The sequence below is a fragment of the Serratia bockelmannii genome, assembly GCF_008011855.1.
Lineage (GTDB): Bacteria > Pseudomonadota > Gammaproteobacteria > Enterobacterales > Enterobacteriaceae > Serratia > Serratia bockelmannii.
This window is the reverse complement of sequence record NZ_VOUX01000024.1, coordinates 1-23,101: the sequence shown is the minus strand read 5'-3', so window position 1 is coordinate 23,101 and position 23,101 is coordinate 1. Positions and strand designations below refer to the sequence as shown.

Annotated in this window: 23 protein-coding genes; 17 read left to right on the top strand and 6 right to left on the bottom strand. The window is 50.8% G+C overall.

The genetic code is table 11. The annotated features are described in order from the left end of the window. The first annotated feature begins 1 nt into the window (after position 1). From FOT55_RS12640 to FOT55_RS12565, 16 genes are all read left to right on the top strand, one after another. Complete coding sequence (locus FOT55_RS12640; RefSeq protein ID WP_128884981.1) at positions 2-991, top strand: DotH/IcmK family type IV secretion protein; 990 nt, start codon at positions 2-4, stop codon at positions 989-991. A gap of 4 nt (positions 992-995) precedes the next feature. Continuing rightward, the gene (traO, locus tag FOT55_RS12635; RefSeq protein WP_128884980.1) at positions 996-2,210 is read left to right on the top strand and encodes a conjugal transfer protein TraO; all 1,215 of its coding nucleotides are present in this window, start codon (positions 996-998) and stop codon (positions 2,208-2,210) included. Continuing rightward, positions 2,210-2,980 carry a hypothetical protein gene (locus FOT55_RS12630; RefSeq protein ID WP_128884979.1) on the top strand — a complete coding sequence of 257 codons (771 nt, stop codon included), beginning with the start codon at positions 2,210-2,212 and terminating at the stop codon, positions 2,978-2,980. The genes traO and FOT55_RS12630 overlap by 1 nt, the downstream gene beginning before the upstream one ends. A gap of 8 nt (positions 2,981-2,988) precedes the next feature. Further along, entirely contained in the window at positions 2,989-3,519 is a 531-nt protein-coding gene (gene traQ, locus FOT55_RS12625) for a conjugal transfer protein TraQ (RefSeq protein WP_128884978.1), read from the top strand. A 15-nt stretch (positions 3,520-3,534) separates the two neighbouring features. Further along, entirely contained in the window at positions 3,535-3,939 is a 405-nt protein-coding gene (locus tag FOT55_RS12620) for a DUF6750 family protein (RefSeq protein WP_128884977.1), read from the top strand. A gap of 60 nt (positions 3,940-3,999) precedes the next feature. Continuing rightward, positions 4,000-4,605, top strand: a complete 606-nt coding sequence (locus tag FOT55_RS12615) for a hypothetical protein (RefSeq protein WP_128884976.1) — start codon at positions 4,000-4,002, stop codon at positions 4,603-4,605. Positions 4,606-4,607: 2 nt separating this feature from the next. After that, positions 4,608-7,682, top strand: a complete 3,075-nt coding sequence (locus FOT55_RS12610) for an ATP-binding protein (RefSeq protein ID WP_128884975.1) — start codon at positions 4,608-4,610, stop codon at positions 7,680-7,682. 130 nt (positions 7,683-7,812) lie between these two features. Then, positions 7,813-9,033 (top strand): conjugal transfer protein TraW, encoded by a 1,221-nt coding sequence (gene traW / locus FOT55_RS12605; protein WP_147823517.1) that lies wholly within the window; start codon positions 7,813-7,815, stop codon positions 9,031-9,033. Beyond that, a complete protein-coding gene (traX, locus tag FOT55_RS12600) occupies positions 9,026-9,595 on the top strand; it encodes a conjugal transfer protein TraX (RefSeq protein WP_128884974.1) in 570 nt (189 codons plus the stop codon). The genes traW and traX overlap by 8 nt, the downstream gene beginning before the upstream one ends. A gap of 46 nt (positions 9,596-9,641) precedes the next feature. Beyond that, positions 9,642-11,786: a DotA/TraY family protein gene (locus tag FOT55_RS12595; protein WP_147823516.1), complete on the top strand. Its 2,145-nt coding sequence runs from the start codon at positions 9,642-9,644 to the stop codon at positions 11,784-11,786. Then, positions 11,783-12,361: a hypothetical protein gene (locus FOT55_RS12590; protein WP_128884972.1), complete on the top strand. Its 579-nt coding sequence runs from the start codon at positions 11,783-11,785 to the stop codon at positions 12,359-12,361. The genes FOT55_RS12595 and FOT55_RS12590 overlap by 4 nt, the downstream gene beginning before the upstream one ends. A 146-nt stretch (positions 12,362-12,507) precedes the next feature. Next, positions 12,508-13,833 (top strand): secretion/conjugation apparatus DotM-related subunit, encoded by a 1,326-nt coding sequence (locus FOT55_RS12585; protein ID WP_147823515.1) that lies wholly within the window; start codon positions 12,508-12,510, stop codon positions 13,831-13,833. Between the two features lie 24 nt (positions 13,834-13,857). After that, complete coding sequence (locus FOT55_RS12580) at positions 13,858-14,796, top strand: thioredoxin domain-containing protein (RefSeq protein ID WP_147823514.1); 939 nt, start codon at positions 13,858-13,860, stop codon at positions 14,794-14,796. A 56-nt stretch (positions 14,797-14,852) separates the two neighbouring features. Then, positions 14,853-17,033 (top strand): F-type conjugative transfer protein TrbC, encoded by a 2,181-nt coding sequence (trbC, locus tag FOT55_RS12575; protein WP_238476109.1) that lies wholly within the window; start codon positions 14,853-14,855, stop codon positions 17,031-17,033. Positions 17,034-17,056: 23 nt separating this feature from the next. Further along, positions 17,057-17,395: a phospholipase D-like domain-containing protein gene (locus FOT55_RS12570; protein ID WP_147823513.1), complete on the top strand. Its 339-nt coding sequence runs from the start codon at positions 17,057-17,059 to the stop codon at positions 17,393-17,395. After that, positions 17,392-17,709, top strand: coding sequence for a hypothetical protein (locus tag FOT55_RS12565; RefSeq protein WP_128884969.1), 318 nt, complete (start codon positions 17,392-17,394; stop codon positions 17,707-17,709). Before FOT55_RS12570 ends, FOT55_RS12565 begins: the two co-directional genes overlap by 4 nt. 52 nt (positions 17,710-17,761) lie before the next feature. On the opposite strand, the gene traI is transcribed toward FOT55_RS12565, so the two are convergent. Both traI and mobA read right to left on the bottom strand, forming a co-directional pair. Continuing rightward, on the bottom strand, positions 17,762-19,690 hold the full coding sequence (traI, locus tag FOT55_RS12560; protein WP_128884968.1) for a TraI/MobA(P) family conjugative relaxase: 1,929 nt from the start codon (positions 19,688-19,690) through the stop codon (positions 17,762-17,764). After that, entirely contained in the window at positions 19,687-20,028 is a 342-nt protein-coding gene (gene mobA, locus FOT55_RS12555; RefSeq protein ID WP_128884967.1) for a plasmid mobilization protein MobA, read from the bottom strand. The genes traI and mobA overlap by 4 nt, the downstream gene beginning before the upstream one ends. Positions 20,029-20,301: 273 nt before the next feature. Here mobA and FOT55_RS12550 point away from each other — a divergent pair, with 273 nt between their 5' ends. Continuing rightward, positions 20,302-20,616 (top strand): mobilization protein MobC, encoded by a 315-nt coding sequence (locus FOT55_RS12550; protein ID WP_238476108.1) that lies wholly within the window; start codon positions 20,302-20,304, stop codon positions 20,614-20,616. Positions 20,617-20,687: 71 nt separating this feature from the next. Here the strand turns inward: FOT55_RS12550 and FOT55_RS12545 are convergent, their stop codons facing one another. The 4 genes from FOT55_RS12545 to FOT55_RS12535 form a co-directional block, all read right to left on the bottom strand. Further along, a complete protein-coding gene (locus FOT55_RS12545; RefSeq protein WP_128884966.1) occupies positions 20,688-21,014 on the bottom strand; it encodes a DUF5983 family protein in 327 nt (108 codons plus the stop codon). Between the two features lie 22 nt (positions 21,015-21,036). Then, on the bottom strand, positions 21,037-21,858 hold the full coding sequence (locus FOT55_RS12540; protein WP_147823539.1) for a DUF932 domain-containing protein: 822 nt from the start codon (positions 21,856-21,858) through the stop codon (positions 21,037-21,039). 461 nt (positions 21,859-22,319) lie between these two features. After that, on the bottom strand, positions 22,320-22,469 hold the full coding sequence (locus FOT55_RS25430) for a hypothetical protein (protein ID WP_161568991.1): 150 nt from the start codon (positions 22,467-22,469) through the stop codon (positions 22,320-22,322). 57 nt (positions 22,470-22,526) lie between these two features. After that, positions 22,527-22,985: a hypothetical protein gene (locus FOT55_RS12535; protein ID WP_128884965.1), complete on the bottom strand. Its 459-nt coding sequence runs from the start codon at positions 22,983-22,985 to the stop codon at positions 22,527-22,529. Between the last annotated feature and the right edge of the window lie 116 nt (positions 22,986-23,101).

Below are 23,101 nucleotides of genomic sequence, written 5' to 3'. Positions count from 1 at the left end.
CATGAAAACCCCTCTGACCGGTTTGCTTCTGCTGACCCTGGCGCAAGCAGCAGGCGCGGCTACAACCGAAGTTGCGCCTGCCCCCGCCTGGAAACCGGCACAAACGTTGAGCGAGGCACCTGTCAATGCCCCGCAACATGTCCCCGTAACAACAACACCTGAGCCAACAACGTCCTTACCGGAGGATGGCTCGCCACCGCTGCCTTTGCCGGCGCTGGATTATGCCCAAAAGCAAATGGCGCCGCTCTCACCACGCGAGGTGGACAGCCTACGTAATACTTTTGACCAACTTCAACGCAGTGAAAGCCGTTCACCGGTAACAGCGGTACCACGGGTTAGCTCTCTGACAGTCAACCTGTCGCCAGGTGCCTCATTGCCGATGCTCCGCGCCCTACCGAATTTCCCGAGCTCTGTTTCGTTTACAGACGAAACCGGGGCGCCGTGGCCGATTGCAGCACCACCTCTTAATGGCAACAACGCTGGTTTTGAAGTGAATTACATTCCCGACAGCCCAGCTATGTCCGTTCAGGCCCGGCGCGCTTACGACACCGGCAGCGTAACGGTCTACCTGAAGGGATTACCGGTTCCCGTCGTCATAGCACTGACCAGTGGCGAACCGGACAACGCCGGCAGGGCCCAGATCACCGACAGCAGTCTAAACCTGAGGATCCCTCTTCGCGGACCATCGGCAAAAGCCCTGCCGATCGCACGCGAGAAAATCAGCCTCGATAATCCTACGCTGCAGGCGTTTCTGGACGGCGTCCCGCCCGATGGCGCCCGTCATCTCAAAACTGGCGGTGGAGTTCCGTTGACTGCCGTTTGGCAGATGGGAGACGACCTCTATATCCGCTCACGAAGCGAATTACGCGATGCATTTGTTGAAACCTCTTCCGCGGCTGACGGCACCCATGTGTGGAAACTGCCGCTCACTCCGGAGGTGGTGTTCTCTGTGCAGGGCCGCAATACACCACTGACCATCAATCTGGAGTAACCCTATGGCCATCGAAAAAGATGCGGCGAGTGACGGCAAAAAAAGCCTGCTCCTGCTGTTATCCGGAGGTATCGGCCTGCTCGCGCTGTTATTTGTGGGCTGGGGCTATTTGCACCAACCGGCGCCGACCCCATCGCAATACGCTATTAACAACCTGGCCAATAGCGCGCCGGTTACCTCTCAGGAAACTGCGCAATATCAGCAGTTGATCAAAACGGGTAACCGTATTGGTTCAGAAGCGGCAGCTGCCAGCGATGGTAGTTTTATCGCTTCATTACGCATGAGTGATGTGCAAATCGAAACACCAAATGAGCCGCCTCCGCCGGTAGCCCTTAAAACAACCGCGGAAACCGACACTACCTCAGTTCCGCAGTCTGGCGGAGCCATCCAAGAGGATCAAAAAGCAGCGTTAAAAAGCTATCTGAAGCTACTCAATGATCGCTGGCGACCGGGAAACATGCAGTTAGCTGGCACCTTTGGGCAGGCACCAGCTGCAGGGGAACACGAACCAGGGAACGGCAATAACGCTTTCAGTCAGTGGTCACAGAGCCTGCCAGGAAGAGAGGCAACTGTATCCGCGGAAATCCCTTCCTCAGCTCGTACATCTGGTGATGCCGTCATTGTGCCGCCAAACACTCGCCGCCCGGCGGTGGTCGACAATGCCATCGATTCTGACAACCTCAACTCACTGGTGCTGGCCCACATACCCGCCGGTCAGTTTGCCGGCGCAGAATTCACCGCTAAGGGCATACAGTTGGCTGGCGATGGTGTCGTGATCCACTTCACTCGTATGACGCTTAATGGCGTCGACTACCAGGTTGATGCCTACGCGCTGCAGGACGACACCCTGCAATCTACCGTCGCCAGCGACGTCAATAATCGGTACGTCAGTCGCATCTTGCTGCCTGCATTGGCCATGGGCATAGGGAAAGCCGGTCAGCTGTACGAACAGCAAAATACCCAAATCCTTGCCACCAATGCCGGCACCATCAGCGGCGGTACAGGACAGGTGAAAGGTTCAGCCCTCGCGGGCACCGTCGCCGGCGGTATCGGTACTCAAGCCGGGCAGGTGATGGCGGCCGACGCGGCACGGCTACCGGTCAAACAGGTGAAAGTCTTCAAAAACCAAACCATCGCGATTCATTTCATGAAAGGCGTATACGCCAGCGATCGCATCAATCGGGATGCTATTACCACATCCCTCGCAGGAGAGCGTTAATGTCTAAGTCTCATTTCGACCTGAATAACCCCCCCCCGGACGAGCAACTGGATGAACCAATCGAGGCAGAGACTTCGATCGTTCGTAAGCCATCAGAACCACGGCTGATCACATTGCCCTTAGGCTTAAAAGTTACACGTCTTCAGATGATCGCCCTAATAATCACGCTGTTAGCCATCATCACCTATGGTGTGCTACGCAACACACCACAGTCCAGTGGTAGTAGCGGCAGCACCCAATTCGTGACTCAAGAGACACCAATACAGCCCACGCCAGCTCCAACTCCAGCGCCAGCAGCACCCCGGTCCCCCCAAGCAGGAGTGCATATCGAATCAGCAGATCGCGAACTTGAACCTGTCGGTGAAACCTCATCGCTAACTAACGTCGAGGACAATGCGCAGCAGGCAACGGCACAAGCTTTAGACAACGTGTGGGTATACGCTCGCGATAATCGAGAAGGTCTCAAATCACTGGATCAGCGCTTGCGTGCTCTTGAGCAGCAAGTTGCTGCACAAGCTGTAAGACAGCCCCAACCTGCTGCGGTTATGCCTACCGCTAAGCCAACCGGAAATACTGCCTCACGTCGCTCAAACGCGAACCACAGCCTCAAAGGAGCCTCGATAACCAGTCTGTATCCGGACCTGGCTTGGGTGACTTATCAGGGGAGTAGTTGGGCATTACGACCAGGCGATGCCCTGGGGCGCGCAACAGTACTGCGTATCGATACTGAAAAACGTGAGGTGATCACCTCCGCCGGAACCATTCGGTAAGGAACGCTATGGATTTGGTCCAGATGCTGGCCAACGCAGTCAACAATGTGACAGACGTCGGTATTCGCCTGGTGCTGGCGATCGGTTTAGTTGGTGGGTTGGTCATGATGGCCATGCACTTGAGCAGCATCGCCGGCAAAGCCCGACGCGGGCAGGTACAGGACGGCGCCGGCAAAATTGTCACCGTTGTCGTGATGTGCGGAGCCACTATCGCCCTTCACCAGGTGATGAACGCTACATCGAACCAGATGGCACTCGGTAGCGTGACCTTTGGCGCCATCGCCTATGTCTCCGAAGGAAAATACGGCCCGGCCGCCACGGCCATCAACGCAACCCTGACCTTGTTACAACTGGTCGGCGTGATTTACGCGCTTCAGGGGCTTTTGCGCCTGCGGCGTTCACAGAAAGACGGCCACACCGGGCTCAGTGCCGGTGATGACGTTGTTAGCGGCGCAAAGCGCCTGATCATCGGCACTATGCTCGCCGCCAATCCGCGTGTACTCGATGCACTGCAAAACACTCTTAATATCCATTGGTAAAACTACGAGGTAGAAATGAACGTTCTGAAAACCCTGAAAAATGCTCCCCTGCACGCGGCAGTCAAAATCTATATGGTGGCCGATGCCATTCGTCGACATATCGCCAGTATTCTGGCCGCTGTGGTTAGCATGGTCGTTGCCCCGCTGGCTCATGCAGACGATGATATTGCCGACTCAATCACAAACGTCCTTAACGGGATAATTTCACTGAAAGACCCCTTTGTTAAATCTAGCGGTGTGATCGGCCTTATTTTAATAGCTTCCGGAATTATCATGATGATATCTAAGAAGAATAACCCTCAGATTAAAGTTTCTCACATCATGATTGCAATTATAGCCGGCGCTGCATTATTGGCACTTGACCAGGTCGCAAACCGCAGTCAGAAACAGTTGGGAATGCAGCCAGTAACTGCTGGTTAATTGTACCAGGCCATCCCATTCGGGATGGCCTTCCTGCTACCAGGATCTCTGGAAAAATTCATGCTTATTTTCTCCATCTCCCGGCGAGTTACCGGGCATGCTCTCACGCCTGCGCAGCGCGGCATATTGGATGATCAGGCTCGCCGTGGCGGTCATAGTTGTGACTATTGCGGTTATTCATCCCCACATAACAGGGTCGTGTTTAGGGACACCAATCCATTGAATACTGCCCAAGACAACCTGGGGGTCGCAGATCCAATTTGCGAAGCCTGGCAAAAACTCGACTCTGTTTCTGCCGAAGCGGGTGTGATGGTTTATCTGCCTGCTTTGGCTCCGGAAGATGCAAATCATCTGCAGCGAGCTATCGTGCAGGCGTTATCTTCCACCGACGATGAATATCGCAGCGACGCACAAGCGTTACTGGACTGGCTGACAACCCACGACAGTCCCGTCAAACAAGCTTGGGGCACCACACACCCGCAAGCGTTCGCCCAGGCTCTGAGCAAACTGGATGAGGAAGGTCGACAAACTGCAGCGGAGCGCTGGCAACATCTCGCGTTGGTGTTACATCCCGCACGTATAAAAGGCCAGCTGGCCACTGACGGTCTTGAAGCTGGAACAACCTGGTGGCGCGCTTTCTATCACGACTATCTGTCCCGGAGTTAACTGTGATTATCGATAAAATCGAAGATCTCTTTGCCTATTTTTCCCGTTATGTCCTAGGCCGCGATTTCGCTCAGTATTGTGACCTGCGTACCGTCATAGGCCTGACACCAGACGACAAAATCCGACACCCCTCACTTGATGCTCCCTACATACACGTCACTAAAACTAACGACTATGCCAGCACTTTTGAGATCCTAGGCGCTTTTCGCGAGTTCAGTGAGGCAGTTCCCCAGCACGAAAATGAAACACCGACGCCGGACAGCTTCCTGCGCTTCGTTCTGAAATTACGCGATGCATTGACCGGCGATTTCAAAAGCCTGGGTCATAAAATCAGCATCGTGTTTGAACGCGATCCAACGCGCAGCGCCGAAGAAATCACTCGTCTCGTCGAACCGCAACGCCGCGCCTACCGCAAGCTTGGTCTGGCTCTCGATGACCTGGTCGATGAGCAAATCGTCAAACTCACGCCGTATGTCGCCCGCGAACGAGTCTGGCTTACCGTGTATTCCGCCATTGGCGCCCTGCCGCTCAGTGAACGAAGAGAAGAAATACAGCGGCAGAATACTCAATTCAAAGATCTGCCTGAAGCCCGTTTCGGGCAAAACCCGATTTACGCCGAGTTTGAAGGCCTTAAGCTGCGCCACGACGCATTTATCGATAAGCTGGCCACTGATTTGGCCGACGGCAACGACGGCGTGATGGTTCGATTGCTTGACGCGCATGAAGCTGGCCATGTGATCCGCGATGAAATAGAGCGGCTAAGTACCCATGAAGAGTGGCGCCCCCTGCTGCCAGGCGATCGCGTGATCCCTCAAGGAAAATTGCGCGGCGACGATATCAGCGCAGCCCTGGCGCCGCACTTGAATTTCCAGTTCTGCGACACCGAGGTCGACACCCACGGCAGTCTGATCGAGGTCGACGGACTCTATCACGGTCAGTTGGCCATGACGCTGGCACCTCAGCGCCCCGAATCCTTTGCCCAGCTGTTCACCAAAGTACCACGGCAGTTACCCTGGCGCTTACGTCTGGACTTGATGCCCGGCGGCGGTGAGGCTTTGGAAAAAAAGCAGCAGCTACTGTCGTTTGCCGCCTTCGTCCCTAAACTACGAGATATTTACGACTCCATTTCATGGTTGATGGCGCAGCACAAGAAAGAGCCTGTTTGTATGATGAGTATCACCGCCAGTACCTGGGACGCAGACAAAAGCCGTTTGAAACGCAATCTGACGTTACTGCAAAAAGCAATCCAGAGCTGGGGTGTTACAACAGTGACCCGTACTTTCGGCGATCCCATTCGTGCCTGGGTCAACACTCTACCTATGGTGTCTAGTTTCAGCGCGCCAACGCTGATGTACCCCCCTTTGTCTGAAGCGTTAAAACTGATGCCGCTGCAACGGCCAGCGAGCCCCTGGGGCAACGAAGGTAACGCAATTTTCCAGACCGTCGACGGCAAACCTTATCCGATCGGCTTGGGCAGTTCGTTGCAGGAAAAGCACACCGAGCTGCTCGCAGGTCCTCCAGGATCGGGAAAATCCCTGTTAGCGAACAGCCTTCACCTCGATGCTCTCACTAACGGTAATACTGATCTGCCGTTTATGGCTTTCATTGACAAAGGCTTTACCGCTCAGGGCTTTTACGATCTGGTCTATGACAGCCTACCCCACGGACAAAAGGACAAAATTGCCAGTATTATTCTGCGTAATACAGCAGATTTCTGCCGCAATCCGTTCGATATCCAACTTGGGCTTAAAGCGCCCATCAGCACTGAACGTGACTACTTGCTCGGCCTGTTGACCAGCCTGTGTATCGATCCACAGCTGGGCACTGCACCTGATGCCCCATCATGCAGGCAGATCCTGACACGCGCTATTGAGATGGTGTACCGCAAGAACAGCGACATTGAACCGGTGCGTTATGGAGCGTCATTGGTTCCGGAGGTTGATGCCGCGCTGGAAACAAGCGGCTGTCTGAGTCGCTATGATGCCGCTTGGTGGGAGATCGCTACCTGGTACGAAGTCCGCGATATGCTGTTCACTGCCGGCTGCGTTGCCGAGGCTGCGTTAGCACAGGCTCAAGCTGTACCTGAGCTCAACGACCTGCAGGGGGCGCTAAACAGCGAGGAAATGCGCAATGTCTTCGCTAACGTCAACCGTCCCGGATCGGATGAGTCATTACTGCATTATGTGTCACGCTGTCTGACACAGGCGCTGTTCGATTACCCGTTGATATCGGGGCGCACGCGGTACTCCATCAACCCAAATACGCGCATTCGTATCGTCGACGTTAACAACGTAGCCGGCAATCAAACTCCGGAAGGTAAAATCAAGACAGGTATCATGTATCAGTTCGCCCGCCATCTGGCCGGCGCTAACGACTTCTATCTGCCACAGTACCAGGATGAACTCTACAATCATCTGGATCCACGTTATGTACCACTGCATCGAAAACGCATCGAACAACTGGATCAGGAGGTCAAACTCATCTTTATCGATGAGCTGCATAACATCAGAGGTATCGACATTTTATGGGATGCACTCGAAACCGAAGATCGCGAGAAACGAAAATTCGGTATCCGCACGGTGTTCGCTTCGCAATATTTGGATGATTACCCGCAGACAATCCTGGAGTCCGCCAACTCCCTGTATCTGATGCGGGTAAGGACTAAGGACTTCCCTATTCTGCAGGAAACTTTCAAGGTGCCGCGTACCACACTAAATAGGTTGCTCAACACAACCCGCGGCGCCGCGCCGGATGGAAGTGGCGTCACGTTTCTGGCCGTTTTCCAAACCACCAATGGCAACGTGGCTCAGCTGCTCAAAAACACCGCAGGGCCACTGCGGCTCTGGGCATTAAACTCGACCCCGGTAAACCGCGCTCTACGCAACATGCTGTATGACGCGTTGGATGGCCAAACGGCCCGACGTTTATTGGCCAAAACCTTCCCAGGCGGTTCAGCAGAAAAACATATTGCGATGATGAAAAAGCGCGCCGGCAATGACGATGAAAGCGGCGCCATTCGTCAACTGGCCAACGACATGCTGGCAAGCCTCGGCTATGTGCAGGGGGATGCAGCATAAGGAGCAACCATGCGCCTTTATCACTGGTATATCCGTGCTTTCCTCCGCAGACCTAACCTCCACATCCTCGCTTACAACACTATTTTTTGGGCCGCGCTATTTGCCGGTATTTTCTTGAGGACGCTTTGAAATGAAATCATACCCTCCTACCATGAGGCTCTCCCCTCTGGTCGTGCTGGTACTCTCCGCATTAGCTTCTCCAGTGCACGCTGTCTCCGTTGTCGTAACCTCTAGCGTTCCCATTGAGACACAGGTCGCTCCGGTCCTTGGGCAGATGAGCGGTACATTGACAGGGATGGCCGCTACACAGCAGCAGATCGGCGCCGCCATTAACCAAAACGGCGGCAAGATCGCCACGCAAATCGAACAAGCAGCACAAGCACAACGCGATCAAGATATTTTTGCTCGTCAAACCGAACGCCTCGAGCGATCGCGCCGAACCTATACCATACCGGATAGCCTGTGTACTGAATCTGGTTCGGGTATGGCTACACAAGTTCAAAGTCGCGCTCGCGCGCGACAAAGTGCGCTGTCGCGGGGCCAGGGAATCAGCAATGCCATGATCCGCCAAGGATGGACCGCCCCGGCTCCAGCACCTGAACAGACAGCCTTTCGGGCCGCAGGCGTGCATGCCGATTACTGCGATGCCACCGATATGGCTGCTTACGGCGGCACGGGGGTATGCACCCGCCTCTCTGAATTGCCGGGGGGTGATAAGCGGTTTACGTCCCTACTCGATGGCGCCGGCGCTGAAGGCAAAGCGCCTGATTTAACCTTCGATCAGAAACAGACCGACGCAGCAATGGCTTACGCACTTAACAGTGCTCCAGCCTCGGCCGGGAAACAGCTCAGTAAAGGCGAAGTAAAAAGCGCCTCCGGCCGCCAATATATCGGCCTGATGACGCAGTACGAAGCAGTGAACACAGCGGCACGCGAACCCATGTTGGCCATGGTGGCCTCCAGTCAACCCAGTGAAGCAACACGCGATGTACTGAAAGAAGTGATGCAGATCCCATCAGCTGCCGCCTACTTCAACCAGACAGCATCTGATGAAGCCCGGCGTACCGGGATGATGTCGGAGCGGGAATTTGAGCAGTTCGACGTCGGTCGGCGCTATGCCAACACCGACTATCAAACCGACCTGCAGGCGATGGACGGAGACAACCTGGCGCGTGAATCTATCCGTGTGCAAGCGCAACAAAACTGGTTGCTGTTGGGGATAAAGCAGCAGCTGCAAAAAGGCAACGTCCTGCAAGGCCAACAACTGGGCCTAAATGCCAACGAGGTTTATCGTCCACAACTGCAGGCCAAGCTGCACGAACTCAGCGCCGGAGGGGCTCGTAATGACTGACCAATCCCCGAAATCTAAAACGTCTTGGAAGCGCGCCAGCAAGGGACTGTATTTCACTGCAAATCTGTTCCTACCGTTATCGGAACTGCGTTACGCAGCGACAAAAATTGGCCCTTCACTCGCCAACAACTTGAAGCGCAGTCTGATGCTTGCTTACGGCTACCGGATTGAACATCAACAAACACTCCCCACGCTACAGTTTGAGGAAGCAGTGATCGCAAGCGGCGAGTCTGTGAGCACCTTGATAGACAGATTCCGGCGGCGCAAGCATCTGTGTCTCGTTTTGGGGGCAGTACCAATACTGATCGCTCTGTCGATCATTCTGCTGGTTCTGGCCGGCGAGGTATTTACCCCGGCTCTGCTGATCCGGACCGCAACACTGTGTTTGACACTGTTCGCTATGGCAGCGATACCATTACTACAAGCGTTTATTTCCACCTGGCGGCTATGGCAATTACGCAATCAACGCCTTTCCCAGGAGGAGGCCGGTAGCCTGCCCGACTTTCTTCGGGAAAACACCTGGTGGAAAGTTCTTCTACGGTACGAACGCCCAACTCAATAACTCCCTCTTGCCTGTTTACGTCAGGCACTCCGACTGGTGAAATCTTATGAATGCCTTTCGAAAACTCGCCACAGGCCTGTTGTTGGGCCTGTTCTGCCTTTGCGCGCACGCGGATTCCGCAGTCAGCTTCAGCACGATCGAGCAGGCAGCTAAACGCACCGATGATCTGTCTCGTCAGGCATTGGTTATGATATTTGGTGACGTTGTCACCAATCCGTTATCTACCGAAACCAGCATGGTCGGTGAACTTTTCTTCGTTTTTAACGGCATCGTCATGGCGATCGCCGTGGTGTGGTTCTTGGTGGTAACCCTCACGCACCTGGTCAAGGCCGGACAGCGCGGCAAAGTATTCAGCCAAGGGAGCTCAATGGTCGGTCCCGTCAGCACAGCCGCTGGGTTCATGACCTTGGTGCCAACTGTGTCAGGCTGGTCTATCGCTCAACTGATATTTTTGTGGGCGGCATCCGTTATGGGCATTGGCAGCGCGAACGTTGTCACCGACCGCACGGTCGATCTGCTCAAGGACGGCTACAGCCTGGTCGTACAACCCGTGGCACCACAAACGGTCAGTGCCGCGAGAGCCATCTATGAAATGAACCTGTGCATGTACAGTACCAACACCGAACTGCGTGACATGTATCAGCAATACGGCCAGGCCGGCACACCACTAATGGGCATCAAGGCCCTGAGCGATGGTTTTGAAATCGGCAACGGAAGCGCTTTGTGCGGCGCAGCTCGACTGCCGGAAAGCCTCGCCGACAAAACCACAGGCTGGTTGTTCCCTGCCCCTGTAAACACGGAAAGCATTATCAGCGCGCAACGGAGCGCCATGAATGAAATGCAAAATAACCTGTCGACAGCCGCCGCTCAGTTTGTAACGGCATTAGTCAACAAGCAGAACAGTGGGGCTGGCGCGCTTCCGGACGCCGAAACTGACATCCAAAGGGCCGCACAGGCCTACGAAAATCGCATCGATCAAACCCTAAACGCTCAAGGCCAAACCAGCGAACTGGCTGAGGTATTGGCCGCTCAGTTGAAGAGAAGCGGGTGGCTTGCCCTCGGATCGTGGTATCAAACATTTGCCACTGCAAATAATAAAATTAACGATGCCGTACAGCTAAAACCCGTGATTACTGGTCGCTCTGGAATTGGTGAAGTTGGCGTAAGCGATCTATTTAATAATGTATTCACCGTATATCGATCCCAAAAGCAAAATACTTCTTTTGTACCTCCACTCGGGACCGAAAGCGCTAAAGATACCCAGCAATCCTTAGATGCATCTGAGGCCAGTGCAGTATTTGTCGGTTTCTTGAACTCCCCCATGCAGAAATTAGCGAACGCTATCGCGACATCAGAGTTAGGCAGTGACTTTGGAACTGGAAACCAAATGAATCCAATGCTGAAAATGAAATATGTCGGTGATATTACGTTAGGTGGTGCAGAAGCTGCGCTAGGCATATTCACTGGTGCGAAAATTCTTTCTGCGGTTTCCACTGAAGGTTTTTGGGGGCAAGTAGCCAGCGCCTTTTCTGGTAATGCTACTCAAGGTATCGCGGCTGGATTGGATGCCCTCTCTCCGATTGTTTACTTTATTCTTTTCATGTTGTTTGGTATTGGTTTTAGCCTGTCAATCTATCTACCATTTATACCATTTATCTATTGGTTAACAGCGGCTGCGAACTGGATAGTCAGTGTGTTTGTTGGCGTCACTGGTGGTACCTTATGGGCGGCAACTCATATCGGAACAGAAGGAGATAGAGGCCATCGTTCTGCATATGGATATATCTTTCTCATTGACGTTATGATTAGGCCAATGTTAATGGTTTTCGGATTTATCTTCGCAAGCATAACGTTGATCGTAATGGGTACACTACTCAACCTCATGCTAGGGCCTGCCATTGCGAACGTTCAAGCAAACTCTATTACCGGAATATTCTCTTTAATTGGCATTCTTACTCTTTATGCCCGCATATGCACTACTACAGTTACCCGTGTATTCGGGTTGCAAGTGACCATGCCTGACTACATCATCTCATGGCTCGGCGGTCGTGAAGCTGCAAGCATTCTTGGTGGTATGGTTGAATCAACAAAAAGTATCTTTGCCGGCTTTTCAAATGGACTACAAAGATCTCCTGGTGTAAGATCTAATATGAGAAGTAACAACAATGGAAATGGAGATGGTATAAAATGACGAAATACCAAAATCACTTAAGGACTCTCTTTTTACTTTTTGCATTAACCTCTGGTGTAGGCTGCCTACTCTTTTCAATGGTTCTTTTTTACGTATCAGACGCAAGAAGCAACCCATCGTGGCCTTACATCTTCCTGGTAATTGGCGCAACGTTCATTTATGCATTTTCGAAAGTGCAAGAAAAATCAAAATCAAAAACACGTAACGTAATCGAGGTATTCAAGTGCAATGAGTTTTCTCCAACCGATGAGTATGAACTCAAAACCTTGGATGCAGGTAAATATTTAGGCATTGACGTTAGAAGTGGAACCATGTTGTTGGTGTCAACTACTGAGTCCATTTACCAAGGAAAGACGACACTCGAACTTTCAGGGTATGAGTGCAATGGAAATATGCTAACACTGAAGTTTAATGACGTTTATTTCCCCTACTTCCGTATCAGTGCAGGAACGGAAAGTAAATGCATGAACTTTGGTCGCAAGTTGGATGCTTTACTGTCATCATCTTATCGACCAGAAAAAGACTCAGGCAACACTTTCAACAAGTTCGTGAAACAAAAATCTTTGGCTTATTAACTCATTTTTAATTTTTTCAACTCAGTTCATATTATCGAGCGCCTTTCTAGGCGCTCTTTCTTTTCCAACATCCCTATTTGGTGCAACCTCTTGTTTAAACCCAGTCATTTTCCTTATGACTGGGTTTAAACATATTGGAGTAATTCATGAATGCCAAAAGTCACCTGCAGCCCAGAGCCGGTAACGAGCAAGGTCTTATGTTGCTACTCGTTGCCGCTTTGGCAGCATTTCTGCTTTGGATCTATCAACCCCCTGTAATGTACGGATGCTGTTGGCTACTTTACCAACTGTGGTCATTATGCGACTTTCCCCGTGTCCATAACCAGGTCGCAGAAAAGCTCAACCTCCTTGCCTGGGCAGGCAGTCAAGTTAATCAACTGTCATGGGGTCAGTTTATCGACGTTATGAATCATACTGCGGGGATCTTATTGGCGCCGATGGTCCTGATTGTTATGGGTGGGCTGCTCATGGTGCGCAACCATCCGCGGAACCAGACCCGGCGCCATATTGATGTCTATACCCTACCCCATATCATGGCGCGCTTTTCTCCAAGCATAATACCGGCACTCTGCTATGGCGATAAAAAGACACAGTTGCTGAACGTTGACCCGCCTGAACATCGCAGCGCCCAGTGGCCGGAAGAATTTGCAGTTGAACACAAGCTGATTATTGGTGATCGCCTTGATACCCATAGAACCCAAACTGCGTTCGAATGCCAACTTGGCACTCCGTTAGAAAGCTTTTCAAGTTTTAGCGCCCATGAGCGAGCTCTGGTTGCCATATTTGGCCTAGTCGCATTTCTAAACGATCGTAAAGCCGCTGAAGCTCTGCTCGATAGCCTGAACCGTTCATGCCTTATCAAAAGCAGGCGGGACAAAGGACAAATGGGATATCCCGTACTTCAGCTCGCCAGCAAGGCATTCGAAAAAGTAACGCAGACACCAGCTGCTCAAGATTGGCTTAAACACCATTCAACAACACGTACAGCGCTTTATGCCTTACATAACCTGGATATGCGCCTGCCATGCGCTCGATTCCGTTGGCTCAAAGGTCTCGATCGGCCACTTTGGTACACCCTGGCATCAACGGGACGCCCGAAGGCTTTTATTGAAGGTGCAGGAGTCATTGCTGTCGCTAATTGGGAAACCGTTGTAGCTCAGATGGAGGAACGCCTTCACACATCAATCCCCGTGCCGGAAAACAGGATGGATAAAGCCATTAAAGGCCTCGAGGACGAACTCCGTAGCGTCGGGTTGATCATCGATAATCGCACAACGAATACCTCTGTCCTCAGTGAACCAGTCTTCGATGAGGATGAAGATGCTCCAATCGTGATATTGCAGCCTCTAATGGACACTACGGAGAAGACTACCAGCGAAACAGCACCGCTGCAGACGAAAGCCACCATCCCTGGAGCGAATACCTCCCCCCAAAAACCTGGCCGCGCCCACTTCATCCCTCGGGCGAGATAAGCCCACACCATAGAGTCAATGACAATGAAATCGAACTATACTGCTTCACTGCAGGGCAGAACCTTGTCCGTATTTAATCACAAACAAGAAAACGACCAGGTGGTCGCCATACTCGATCCCGGCCCGTATCCTCGTTTCTACCTAAAAGATGACGCCATTTGGCACGATAATCGTGATCTTGGCCCAGCGGCAATCGTACAGGGCTCTGGAACGAAGGATGCTGCTGAGATGCTTCACGCGATTAATGCAGCGTTACTACACCGACGCCAAGCATATCGCCGCTGTTGGAAACGATTAGGTTACATGATGAGCGCCATAGCCCTCAGCTTGGCTATAGCAGGCTTCTGGTATTCAAATCAACCGGAGGATATGTCAGCAACACTAACGCAGCAAGTTACGCCAAACACGCTTTCGAACACCGTTGCCGCAACCTCACAGCCTGAATTGAAAGTAACAGCAGATCAGTACCAGGCCGTTGCCAAGGCACTACGTAATGCGGCAAAAACAGGGCAGTACACCATTCCCCTATCCAGTGGGCATCAGCGTACCCTCTACGTTTTTGCCGATCCGTTATGTCACAACTGCCAAATTATTGAGCCGGCCCTGGAAGCGCTCTCCGAAAGATTTAATATTGAGATCTTCCCGGTCACTCTCGTCGGAAAACAGCAAACCGTCGACCAAGTGAGCCCTGTGCTTTGCCAGGCACCGCAATATCGGCGCCAATTATGGAAACAACTTTTCCAGGCCGACGCAGGCATTTCACCTGGTGAGAACACTGTATCAAATAAAATCTGTGATGCCGGTAACCAGGCGATCGCCAAAAACGATCAGGCCTTCGACATCTACAATTTGCCGGGCACCCCCTCACTGATCGCTGATGATGGGCGCTATATCCCGCTGTCATCCCTGAAAAGCGATGAAGCTCTAGATGCATTCCTCAGCCAAACCATCGTCACTCCATAATTGTTCGCCTGGACTCAGCTCCGGGCCCAATCCCCGTTAGATCACCAGGAACACCTATGTCTCAGCCTGTAGAAGTCGATGTCCGTCGAGTTCGACGCCCCCTTGGCCAAACCATCATTCAAGATGCATTACTTTCACCGATAGGCGTTCAGCTTTCTCTCGCCGGCGCCATTGGACTCGCTATACATTCACCTGCTTCATTGCTGCTCACAACGCCGGCGGCGTTACTTCAGTTGATGCTATTCGGCGATCAGCCTTTTCGCATGCCGCTCCGTTTACCTACTGATATAGGTGGCATGGATCTGACTACAGAACGTGAAATGCCAAAATATCGTAACGGCATTGGCGGATTTTTCCGTTATGTGGTGCGAACCCGTAAATACCAGCGCGCGGCCGGTGTGATGTGCCTGGGATTTGCCAGGGGCAAAGCCCTTGCACGCGAGCTGTGGTTGACACTCGATGATGCACTGAGGCACATGTTGCTATTGGCAACAACAGGTTCCGGAAAAACAGAAGCGCTGTTATCTGTCTTCCTCAATGCCATCTGTTGGGGACGGGGGATCTGTTATTCCGATGGTAAGGGGCAGAATACCTTGGCATTTGCCATGTGGTCACTCGCACGCCGTTTTGGGCGTGAGGATGATTTCTACGTCCTCAACTTCATGACAGGCGGTTCCGACAAGCTGCTGCAGCTGCTGCTCAATGACAAAAAGCGACAGCCCTCGAACACCATAAATCTATTCGGTACTGCCAACACAACGTTCATCATTCAGTTGATGGAATCCATGTTGCCGCCTGCCGGCAGCGGCGACCAAGGCTGGCAAGACAAGGCCAAATCAATGCTTGCCGCTTTGGTATATGCCGTTTACTACAAGTGCAAACGCGAAAAGCGGCGGATCTCGCAAAGGGTCATTCAGGAATACTTACCGCTGAGAAAACTGGCGGAGCTTTATCTGGAAGCTAAAAGAGATGGTTGGCATCAGGAGGCTTATAACCCGCTGGAGAACTACTTCAACACTCTGGCAGGCTTTAGAATCGAACTGATCAGCCGCCCCTCTGAGTGGGAACAAGGGGTTTACGACCAGCATGGCTACCTCATTCAGCAATTCAACCGCATGCTGACCATGTTTAACGATCTCTACGGCCATATTTTCTCTACTGACGCCGGCGACGTCGATATTGAGGACGTTCTGCATAACGACCGCATCCTCTGCACCACAATTCCTGCGTTGGAGTTATCTAAAGGCGAAGCTGCCAATATTGGCAAACTCTACATTTCGGCGATACGCATGACCATGGCCAGAGATTTGGGGTTTGAGCTTGAGGGCATGATGAACGATGTGTTGATCGTCAAAAAATACAAAGGAAATTTCCCGTTCCCGATCGCCATGGACGAGCTGGGCGCCTATTTCGGTCCTGGCATGGATAATCTGGCAAGCCAGATGCGCAGTCTGGGCTATATGCTCATCGTATCTGCACAGGACATTCAACGTTTCATCGCCGAGCACAAGGGCGAGTACATGACCGTAAACGCCAACCTACTGACAAAGTGGTTCATGACGTTGCAGGACGAGAAGGATACCTTCGAACTTGCACGGATTACCGGCGGTAAAGGGTACTATTCTGAGCTCGGAGCCGTAGAGCAACAGGGCGGGCTGATCACCCCACACTTCGAGGATGCTGGCAGTAACGTCATTAGGGAAAAGGACCGTCTCGATTTGGGGGATTTGAAAGATATGAACCCTGGCGAAGGTATGATCTCTTTCAAAAGCGCACTGATCCCAAGTAATGCCATCTATATCCAAGATGACGATAAGATGACTTCAGCACTGCCAATGCGTATCAACCGGTTTGTGAACCTAGATATGCCAACAGAGGCTGAACTGTTGGATGCAAACCCCACACTCAAGAAAAAGCTGCCGCCGTCCGCACAAGAAGTCGAAACCATCCTTACACGCCTGGAATCGCCACCATCTCAAACAACCTGCAACGGCCTGATGGACCCTGTATTGCAAAGCGTAGTGGCGCTATCTCTGGATCTTAATCACCGGGCAGACGTCAGTTATACGCCAGCACAACGCGGTATTTTACTGTTTGAAGCCGCCAGGGTGGCATTGAAGCTGCACAAGCGACGTTGGAAACAACAACCTACGGCGCCAAAACCAATAAGAGTGTCAAAGGACATAGCGAAGGCTCTCGCTACGTCCGAACACCATCGAGAGGAGCGATATGGGTAAATGCCAAACGGCTGCCGCAATAGCTGCGCCTTGTTGCAGCAAAACGCCGAGGAGTAAAATTCCGCATTGTGGTAGAAGCCAAGGCTAACGCAAAATATATCGTTGCCACTTGCCTTACCAACAAAGGTATCTTTGTACGTAGCAATGGCCAATACGTCATCATGCACAATAAGCTGATGTTGAACGTTGATAATACTGTGCAGCTGGGAAGCTATAACTATTCAGCTGCCGCCGTAAAAATGCTGAGTACGTCTTGGTCATTCACAATCAACCTAATCTGGTTGCCATATACCAGAAAGAATTCGAACGGCTTTGGCGTGAAAGCCAACCGTAACCCCCAGGATATTGAGGCACAAAAATGAGTGAAGACACCATGGACTATCAACGCGGGTACATTGAGATGGTTCGACTATGCGCCACCCTGTTGATAGTCCTGGCAGAGAAAAAATTAAAGAATACGGAAGATCAAAAATCACAAACTCACATCGAAACGTTGCATGACGAAGCTGCCAGGCTACTCAACCATTTTCCAGCTCCCGATGTACTTACTGAAGAAAAGCATGACAATGTTTTTCACCGTCTTATTGATATGTTCACAGAGCTGGAAGGGAACGATGACGAGGGTTGGCAAGCCTATCAACCCATGCTGAAGACGTTATACTCACGCCTCCATTAATGAAAAGCCGACTCAGGTTATCAGGCCTGCAGTCGGTTTTTTTTTCAAAAAATTAGTGTGGACGAGGACCATTTGGCCGCTGGATATAACCATCCAGTTCACGCTGCTCGTTAACACTAGAATCAGTTGCTCCGTGAGAATTTTCGGTTGGCAATGATCCATACCCTGCAAGCGTTCTTTGACTGGTTTCTGTTAATGGCAGGGAGGTTCCTGACTCTTCATTAAACCAAGAGACAAGTTCGCAAGATTGTTGGACATATTGACGATCGCCCTCCAGTACCATCTCCTCACCCGATTTACTCTGCGCTATCACCAGCCCGGTAATAATGTGCTGCCCATCCATAACCTGTGAATCGGCAACCTCAATGCGCTCACCACGATCCTGCAATTGAACAACCCCATTCTGAACATACTGAACAACACCGTCTCGCATGATTCGGGTCTGGTAACCGTCTATGGCTAATGGTTTGCTGTCATCCGATACCGCGAAACGGATCCCGTTCAAAGAAACGCTAGGAGTCAGGGATGAGCGTTTCAATCTATAGGACCATCCACGCAACTGAGCAATTGCGGCCTGATCGTGCATCAACGCCTGTTGTTCAACCCAACCTCTATATGACAGACGTCGGTTTTCCGGAGCAGCTTTGAACGCCTGTCGTTCTTCCTTGATGGCCAATCGCAATGCGGCCATAGCCTTCATCCGCTCAACTTCAATAATGTGATAAGTCAGTTTTCTCAAAAGCGGATCGCGTAATTCAACGCGTGCTTTAGCCTTACGCCAGGCAAAACGTTTGGACATGTTTTTATACCTGGCTTTGATTTCATCAGCATCCAATTTTGGACGAACCCATGCCGATTTGTACGCCTGATAACGGGCTTTAAGATCTGCTCTTGCTTCAGCCCTAGCCTGGCGACGTTCAACCCGAGCCATCAGATCGCGTGCGTGGAAACGCGGGTCATATACGTATTCTGGATGCTTAGGAGATGCCACAGCGTCAACATCAAGCGCGGAAGTGAACTCCCCCAAATACGGTTCCATGCAGGAACGTGTAAGATCAGGATGCAAGCCGCTTGCCTTAATAGGAGGCAAGCTCGAATCCTGAATCGAGTAGATGGCTAACCCTTCCCCCTTTTGTTTCAATACAAGGCCTGCACGATTCAATTCATTATGGAGGTTCTGCCAGGATAGGCGTTCAGGATCTGCCATGATGTCGCCAATCGCTTGACGGCATTCACCTACAGCATAACTAAAGAGGCTTTCTGAGTCGGCATAATACTCCAGCTGCCGAGCCTTACGTGGGATACATTTGAATTCATTTTGGCTACGAACAACCTGCTGATGTTCATTTACTTTCCATGCACCATTATCAGGTGTAAACCCATGCTTCAACTCAAGATGACGACAGGCTTTGTGAAGTGTGTCGACATCTTTATACATGTTAGCCGCACGATAGGACTCGGGATGGATACGATTAACCGCGATATGGCAATGGACGTTATCGGTGTCTCGATGGACAGCAAACACGTACTGATGATCAGCCATTCCCAGCTGATTAATGCAATAACGCGCACTCTCGAAAATTTGCTGATCGGTCGGAGTGTCCTCTTCACGCCACGAAAGAATACAGTGATAAACCGGGTCGACGCAGCGAGTGTTCTGCATAGCCACGGCGTTCATCTCCGCCGATGCAGTTTCCAGACTGAAGCAGTTCGTTTCACACACCACTTCGCCTGATTTAACCTGCTGCGTACCGTCTGCAAACATAGCCAAAAGGGTCTGCTGCCCCCCCCCAGCATTACGATCAAGATACCCTACCAGGCGGTCAAAGATTGCAGCCTTTGAACGCGATGGACGAACATAGGGATTCTCAGGAGAGATAGGCAAATCAGGCTTATCCTCATCGCGCAGAGTCAGATAACTGACCAACTGAATGAAGCTGGAGCGGCCATCTCTTCGCTTCTCAGGAACGATAGGAATCATGCCTTATCACCTTCATTGGTCATGCCCATATCGATTGCGATGATGGCTTTTTTTATCGCAACAAGCACATCCGAATACTGCTTGCTGAAAGCATCACTTACATTTCCCTTCCCCTCGTTGAAGAGGTGTTTTTGAAGGCCACCTAAACGGCGTAGTTCATTGATGAGCTCAACGTCACAACGAGCATCGATTCGGCGACCGAGGCCACACTTAAGCATGTACGCCCCGATACTTAAACCGGCCGCGGTCGCCTTTTCCTGGATCACTGACTTTTCCTCTGGGAAGCAACGAATGCTGGGCAGCAGGGCTGTTCTGTTCCGGCGCTCGCTTTTACTCATGGTGATGTTATCCCTATCAGTCTCGTCAGTTTACAGTCTCGTGGGGTGTCGGGGCTCTGCCCTGACCAGGACGTTTTGTAGAGCCGACTGCGTGCAGGCGGTGCTACAAAACATATCCTGTCCCGTGTTTGAGACCGGACTAGCGTATTATGGCCTACTTTGCCTGGATTGTCATTACACCATGGGAGAACAAATTTGCCTGTTGTGTCATGATGACGCTGACGTATATCATTGATACACAATGTTGATTGATGACTAACACAGGAAAGAGAAATGGCGGCTAAGAACCAATACAGTCAAGAACAAGTTGAGTTGGCAAAAGTAGCTCTAACAGAGTTGCCGGACTTGAGCAAAGAGAGATTAAGTTCCAAGGAAGTTTTGGATGAACTTAAGGGACAGATCATATCGCTAGCAACGCAAAAAGGTTACACAGCAAAAGATATCAAATCTGCACTTGAAAGCTGTGAAATCGTTGTCAGTGAGAGAGCCATAAATGAAATTATAAAAAACACAAGCACAATCAAATCAGGAAAGAAGAGAAATAGTCATATCAAAGATAAAAACAAAACAGAATCATCACAGGTATGAATTTCTTTTTTAATGCACAATGACGACAGATTATCCGGTATCGGTTCAATGCCGATACCGGATAAAACGGGTCACCAGTAGTCAGATTTATGCAACTTAACTCCTTCTATAATATCAGCATCACAATCGAACTGTATCATTTCTATTTCATACTTTTTTATAAGAGTAAAAATCAATTTTCTGAAATCTTTAGATAATCCGAATCGTTTTGCATGCAAAACAAAATGATGTCTTTTCCATAAATCAATAACAAACCCGTAGTCATAACCAAAAACCCAGTTTTCACTTGTTGCTTTACTTAAAAGCAAGTTATCTTCATAAGTCAAGTGTTCTGTACTGCAAACAAGGCATCGTTTAAATTCAATTTGTCTTTTCATATTTTTAATTTCTGGCGGCATTTAAACCGCCAGAACCCTATCATTACGACTTCAGGTTTTTCATGGTTTCTGCCATTTTCCACAACGCATTATTGAGCTTTACATCGCCAGTTATGCTATTGACTGCACGAGTTCTGTTTCGCTTTCCGTTGGCGCTGATTCCAGGTATTTCACCTTTTATTATGTTTTCTTGCACCCTTTGAAACGTTGTCCACAAATCATCTTTCTTATCCTGCCAGCGTCGTGGACTCAGCACCTGTTCTGCTGTTATTGGTTGATGCTCTCCAAAATATTTGTACCCTAATGCGGCATCAGCAAACACATGTTGCTCGTCCTTATCAAGAATAACCGCCTTCATTTCATCACGAGAATCCGTTACTTTTTCAAAAAAACTTAGCACTTCATAAGCACCATCAATCACTCTTCCAACAACATCCCCTTTGTGTGGAACACGGACTTCCCCGAACGTGTCGCCGCACACTAAACCGTTGTTACAAACAAATCTAAATATGCCCGGAATCATTTGATAGCTGCTACTCCCATCGTGACTATTAAGTAAAATAATCTCAGGAACCTCATCATTTTGACCGAAACCATTTCTACGAAGCCTTAGCATGTGCCGCGTGTGACCACGTTTATCATCATCGCGAACTTTTGTTTGGCAAGCATAAAATGGATGGAAACCTTCTTCGCGGAGTCTATCCAACAAATTAATCGTTGGTATGTAGGTATAACGCTCACTACGTGATGCATGTTTCTCTTCAGAGAAAACACTTGGTACGTGACGGAATAACTCATCATTTGTCAATGGTCGAGTTTGGCGGATCACATTTGCCTGGCGAAATCCGCTATACAGTCGCTTCATATTCATCCCCTTCAGTCTGTTTTCGGTGTTGCCATTTATTCCGGTTTTGCCGGAGCGGCGCGTCTTGTGCTGTGACGCAATGACCGTGACGGGGTATAAACCTGCAACGCATGGGCGACACCGCAGGCCGCATGCGCAAGCGAACGAAACTGCGTTGAGTGAGTGCGAACGGGCGAGGATGGACGGCGGTAGCGAACCCTTGCGATGTAGGTGCCCCGGCACAAGGTCTGTCACAGCAAAAGACATGCCGCTAAGCACCGCAGAGGAAATGGAAACACCAAAACGTAACATCAGGCGGAGCATGATAGCCTTACAGTTTTCATCTTGATGGAAACTGCAAAAGCGGCGCGGGCTCAGCCCGCTGCAAGCGCTTTGTTCGCCTGTCAGCGGCTCGACGCCGCAGACAGGCGACAGCCGAAATAAAAAGCCACCCAATTGGGTGGCTCAGTTCATATCATGAGTCAACACGCATAGCCCCGTTTTAGTTCTAAGTAGCGGAGCAACTGTGCCCACTCAAAACCTTTAAGAGCTGGAATAATTACCGGTTTATTTTCTTGCCATTGTTCCCAAATTTTACGACCGATTGCCGCGATATAGTCATCAATAATCATTGTCGATTTCCTTCTTATCGAGGATCCCCCGGTGTTGCTAACACCGAGGGAAACTATTCAGGCTGCTACGGCCGCAGACTCGGCATCTATAAATGTACGCACACGCTGCATGATCTCAGCATGTGGTAACGAAACATGATCGCGCATCGCAAAATAGCTATTGCCAAGCTGGGCGAAAATATCGGTAATATTCCCGCAATACATTTCCATCATCTTGAAAGATTCTTGGCCATCAAAATACTTCCAATCGAGCGGCGGCAACATCTCCAACTTGTCCATGTACTCATCTTTGCTGATACGACGGACAGGCAGACTTGCGGCCTCATACATCCCGCGCTTCGCTTCTTCATACGACACCAGAACACATGCAGGATTACGCTGCTGTAGCTGTTCAAGCGTTTTGCCTGACGACGTGACAAAGCGATCTTCCAGCCAGATTGCGACATCCAGTGGCCACGTTGTTCCCGGAATATAAAAAACCATTTGTTGTTGCTGCTGTTGCTCGATCGTTGACATAACCACTCCCGTTAGTCAGTAACTCAGAAGCCGCAACGGCTTCTTTCTGGTGTATTCCCCTTTTGGCTTTCGCCGGCGCGGGGAGCCTGGCGCCGTGACAACAAGACCGAGACGGG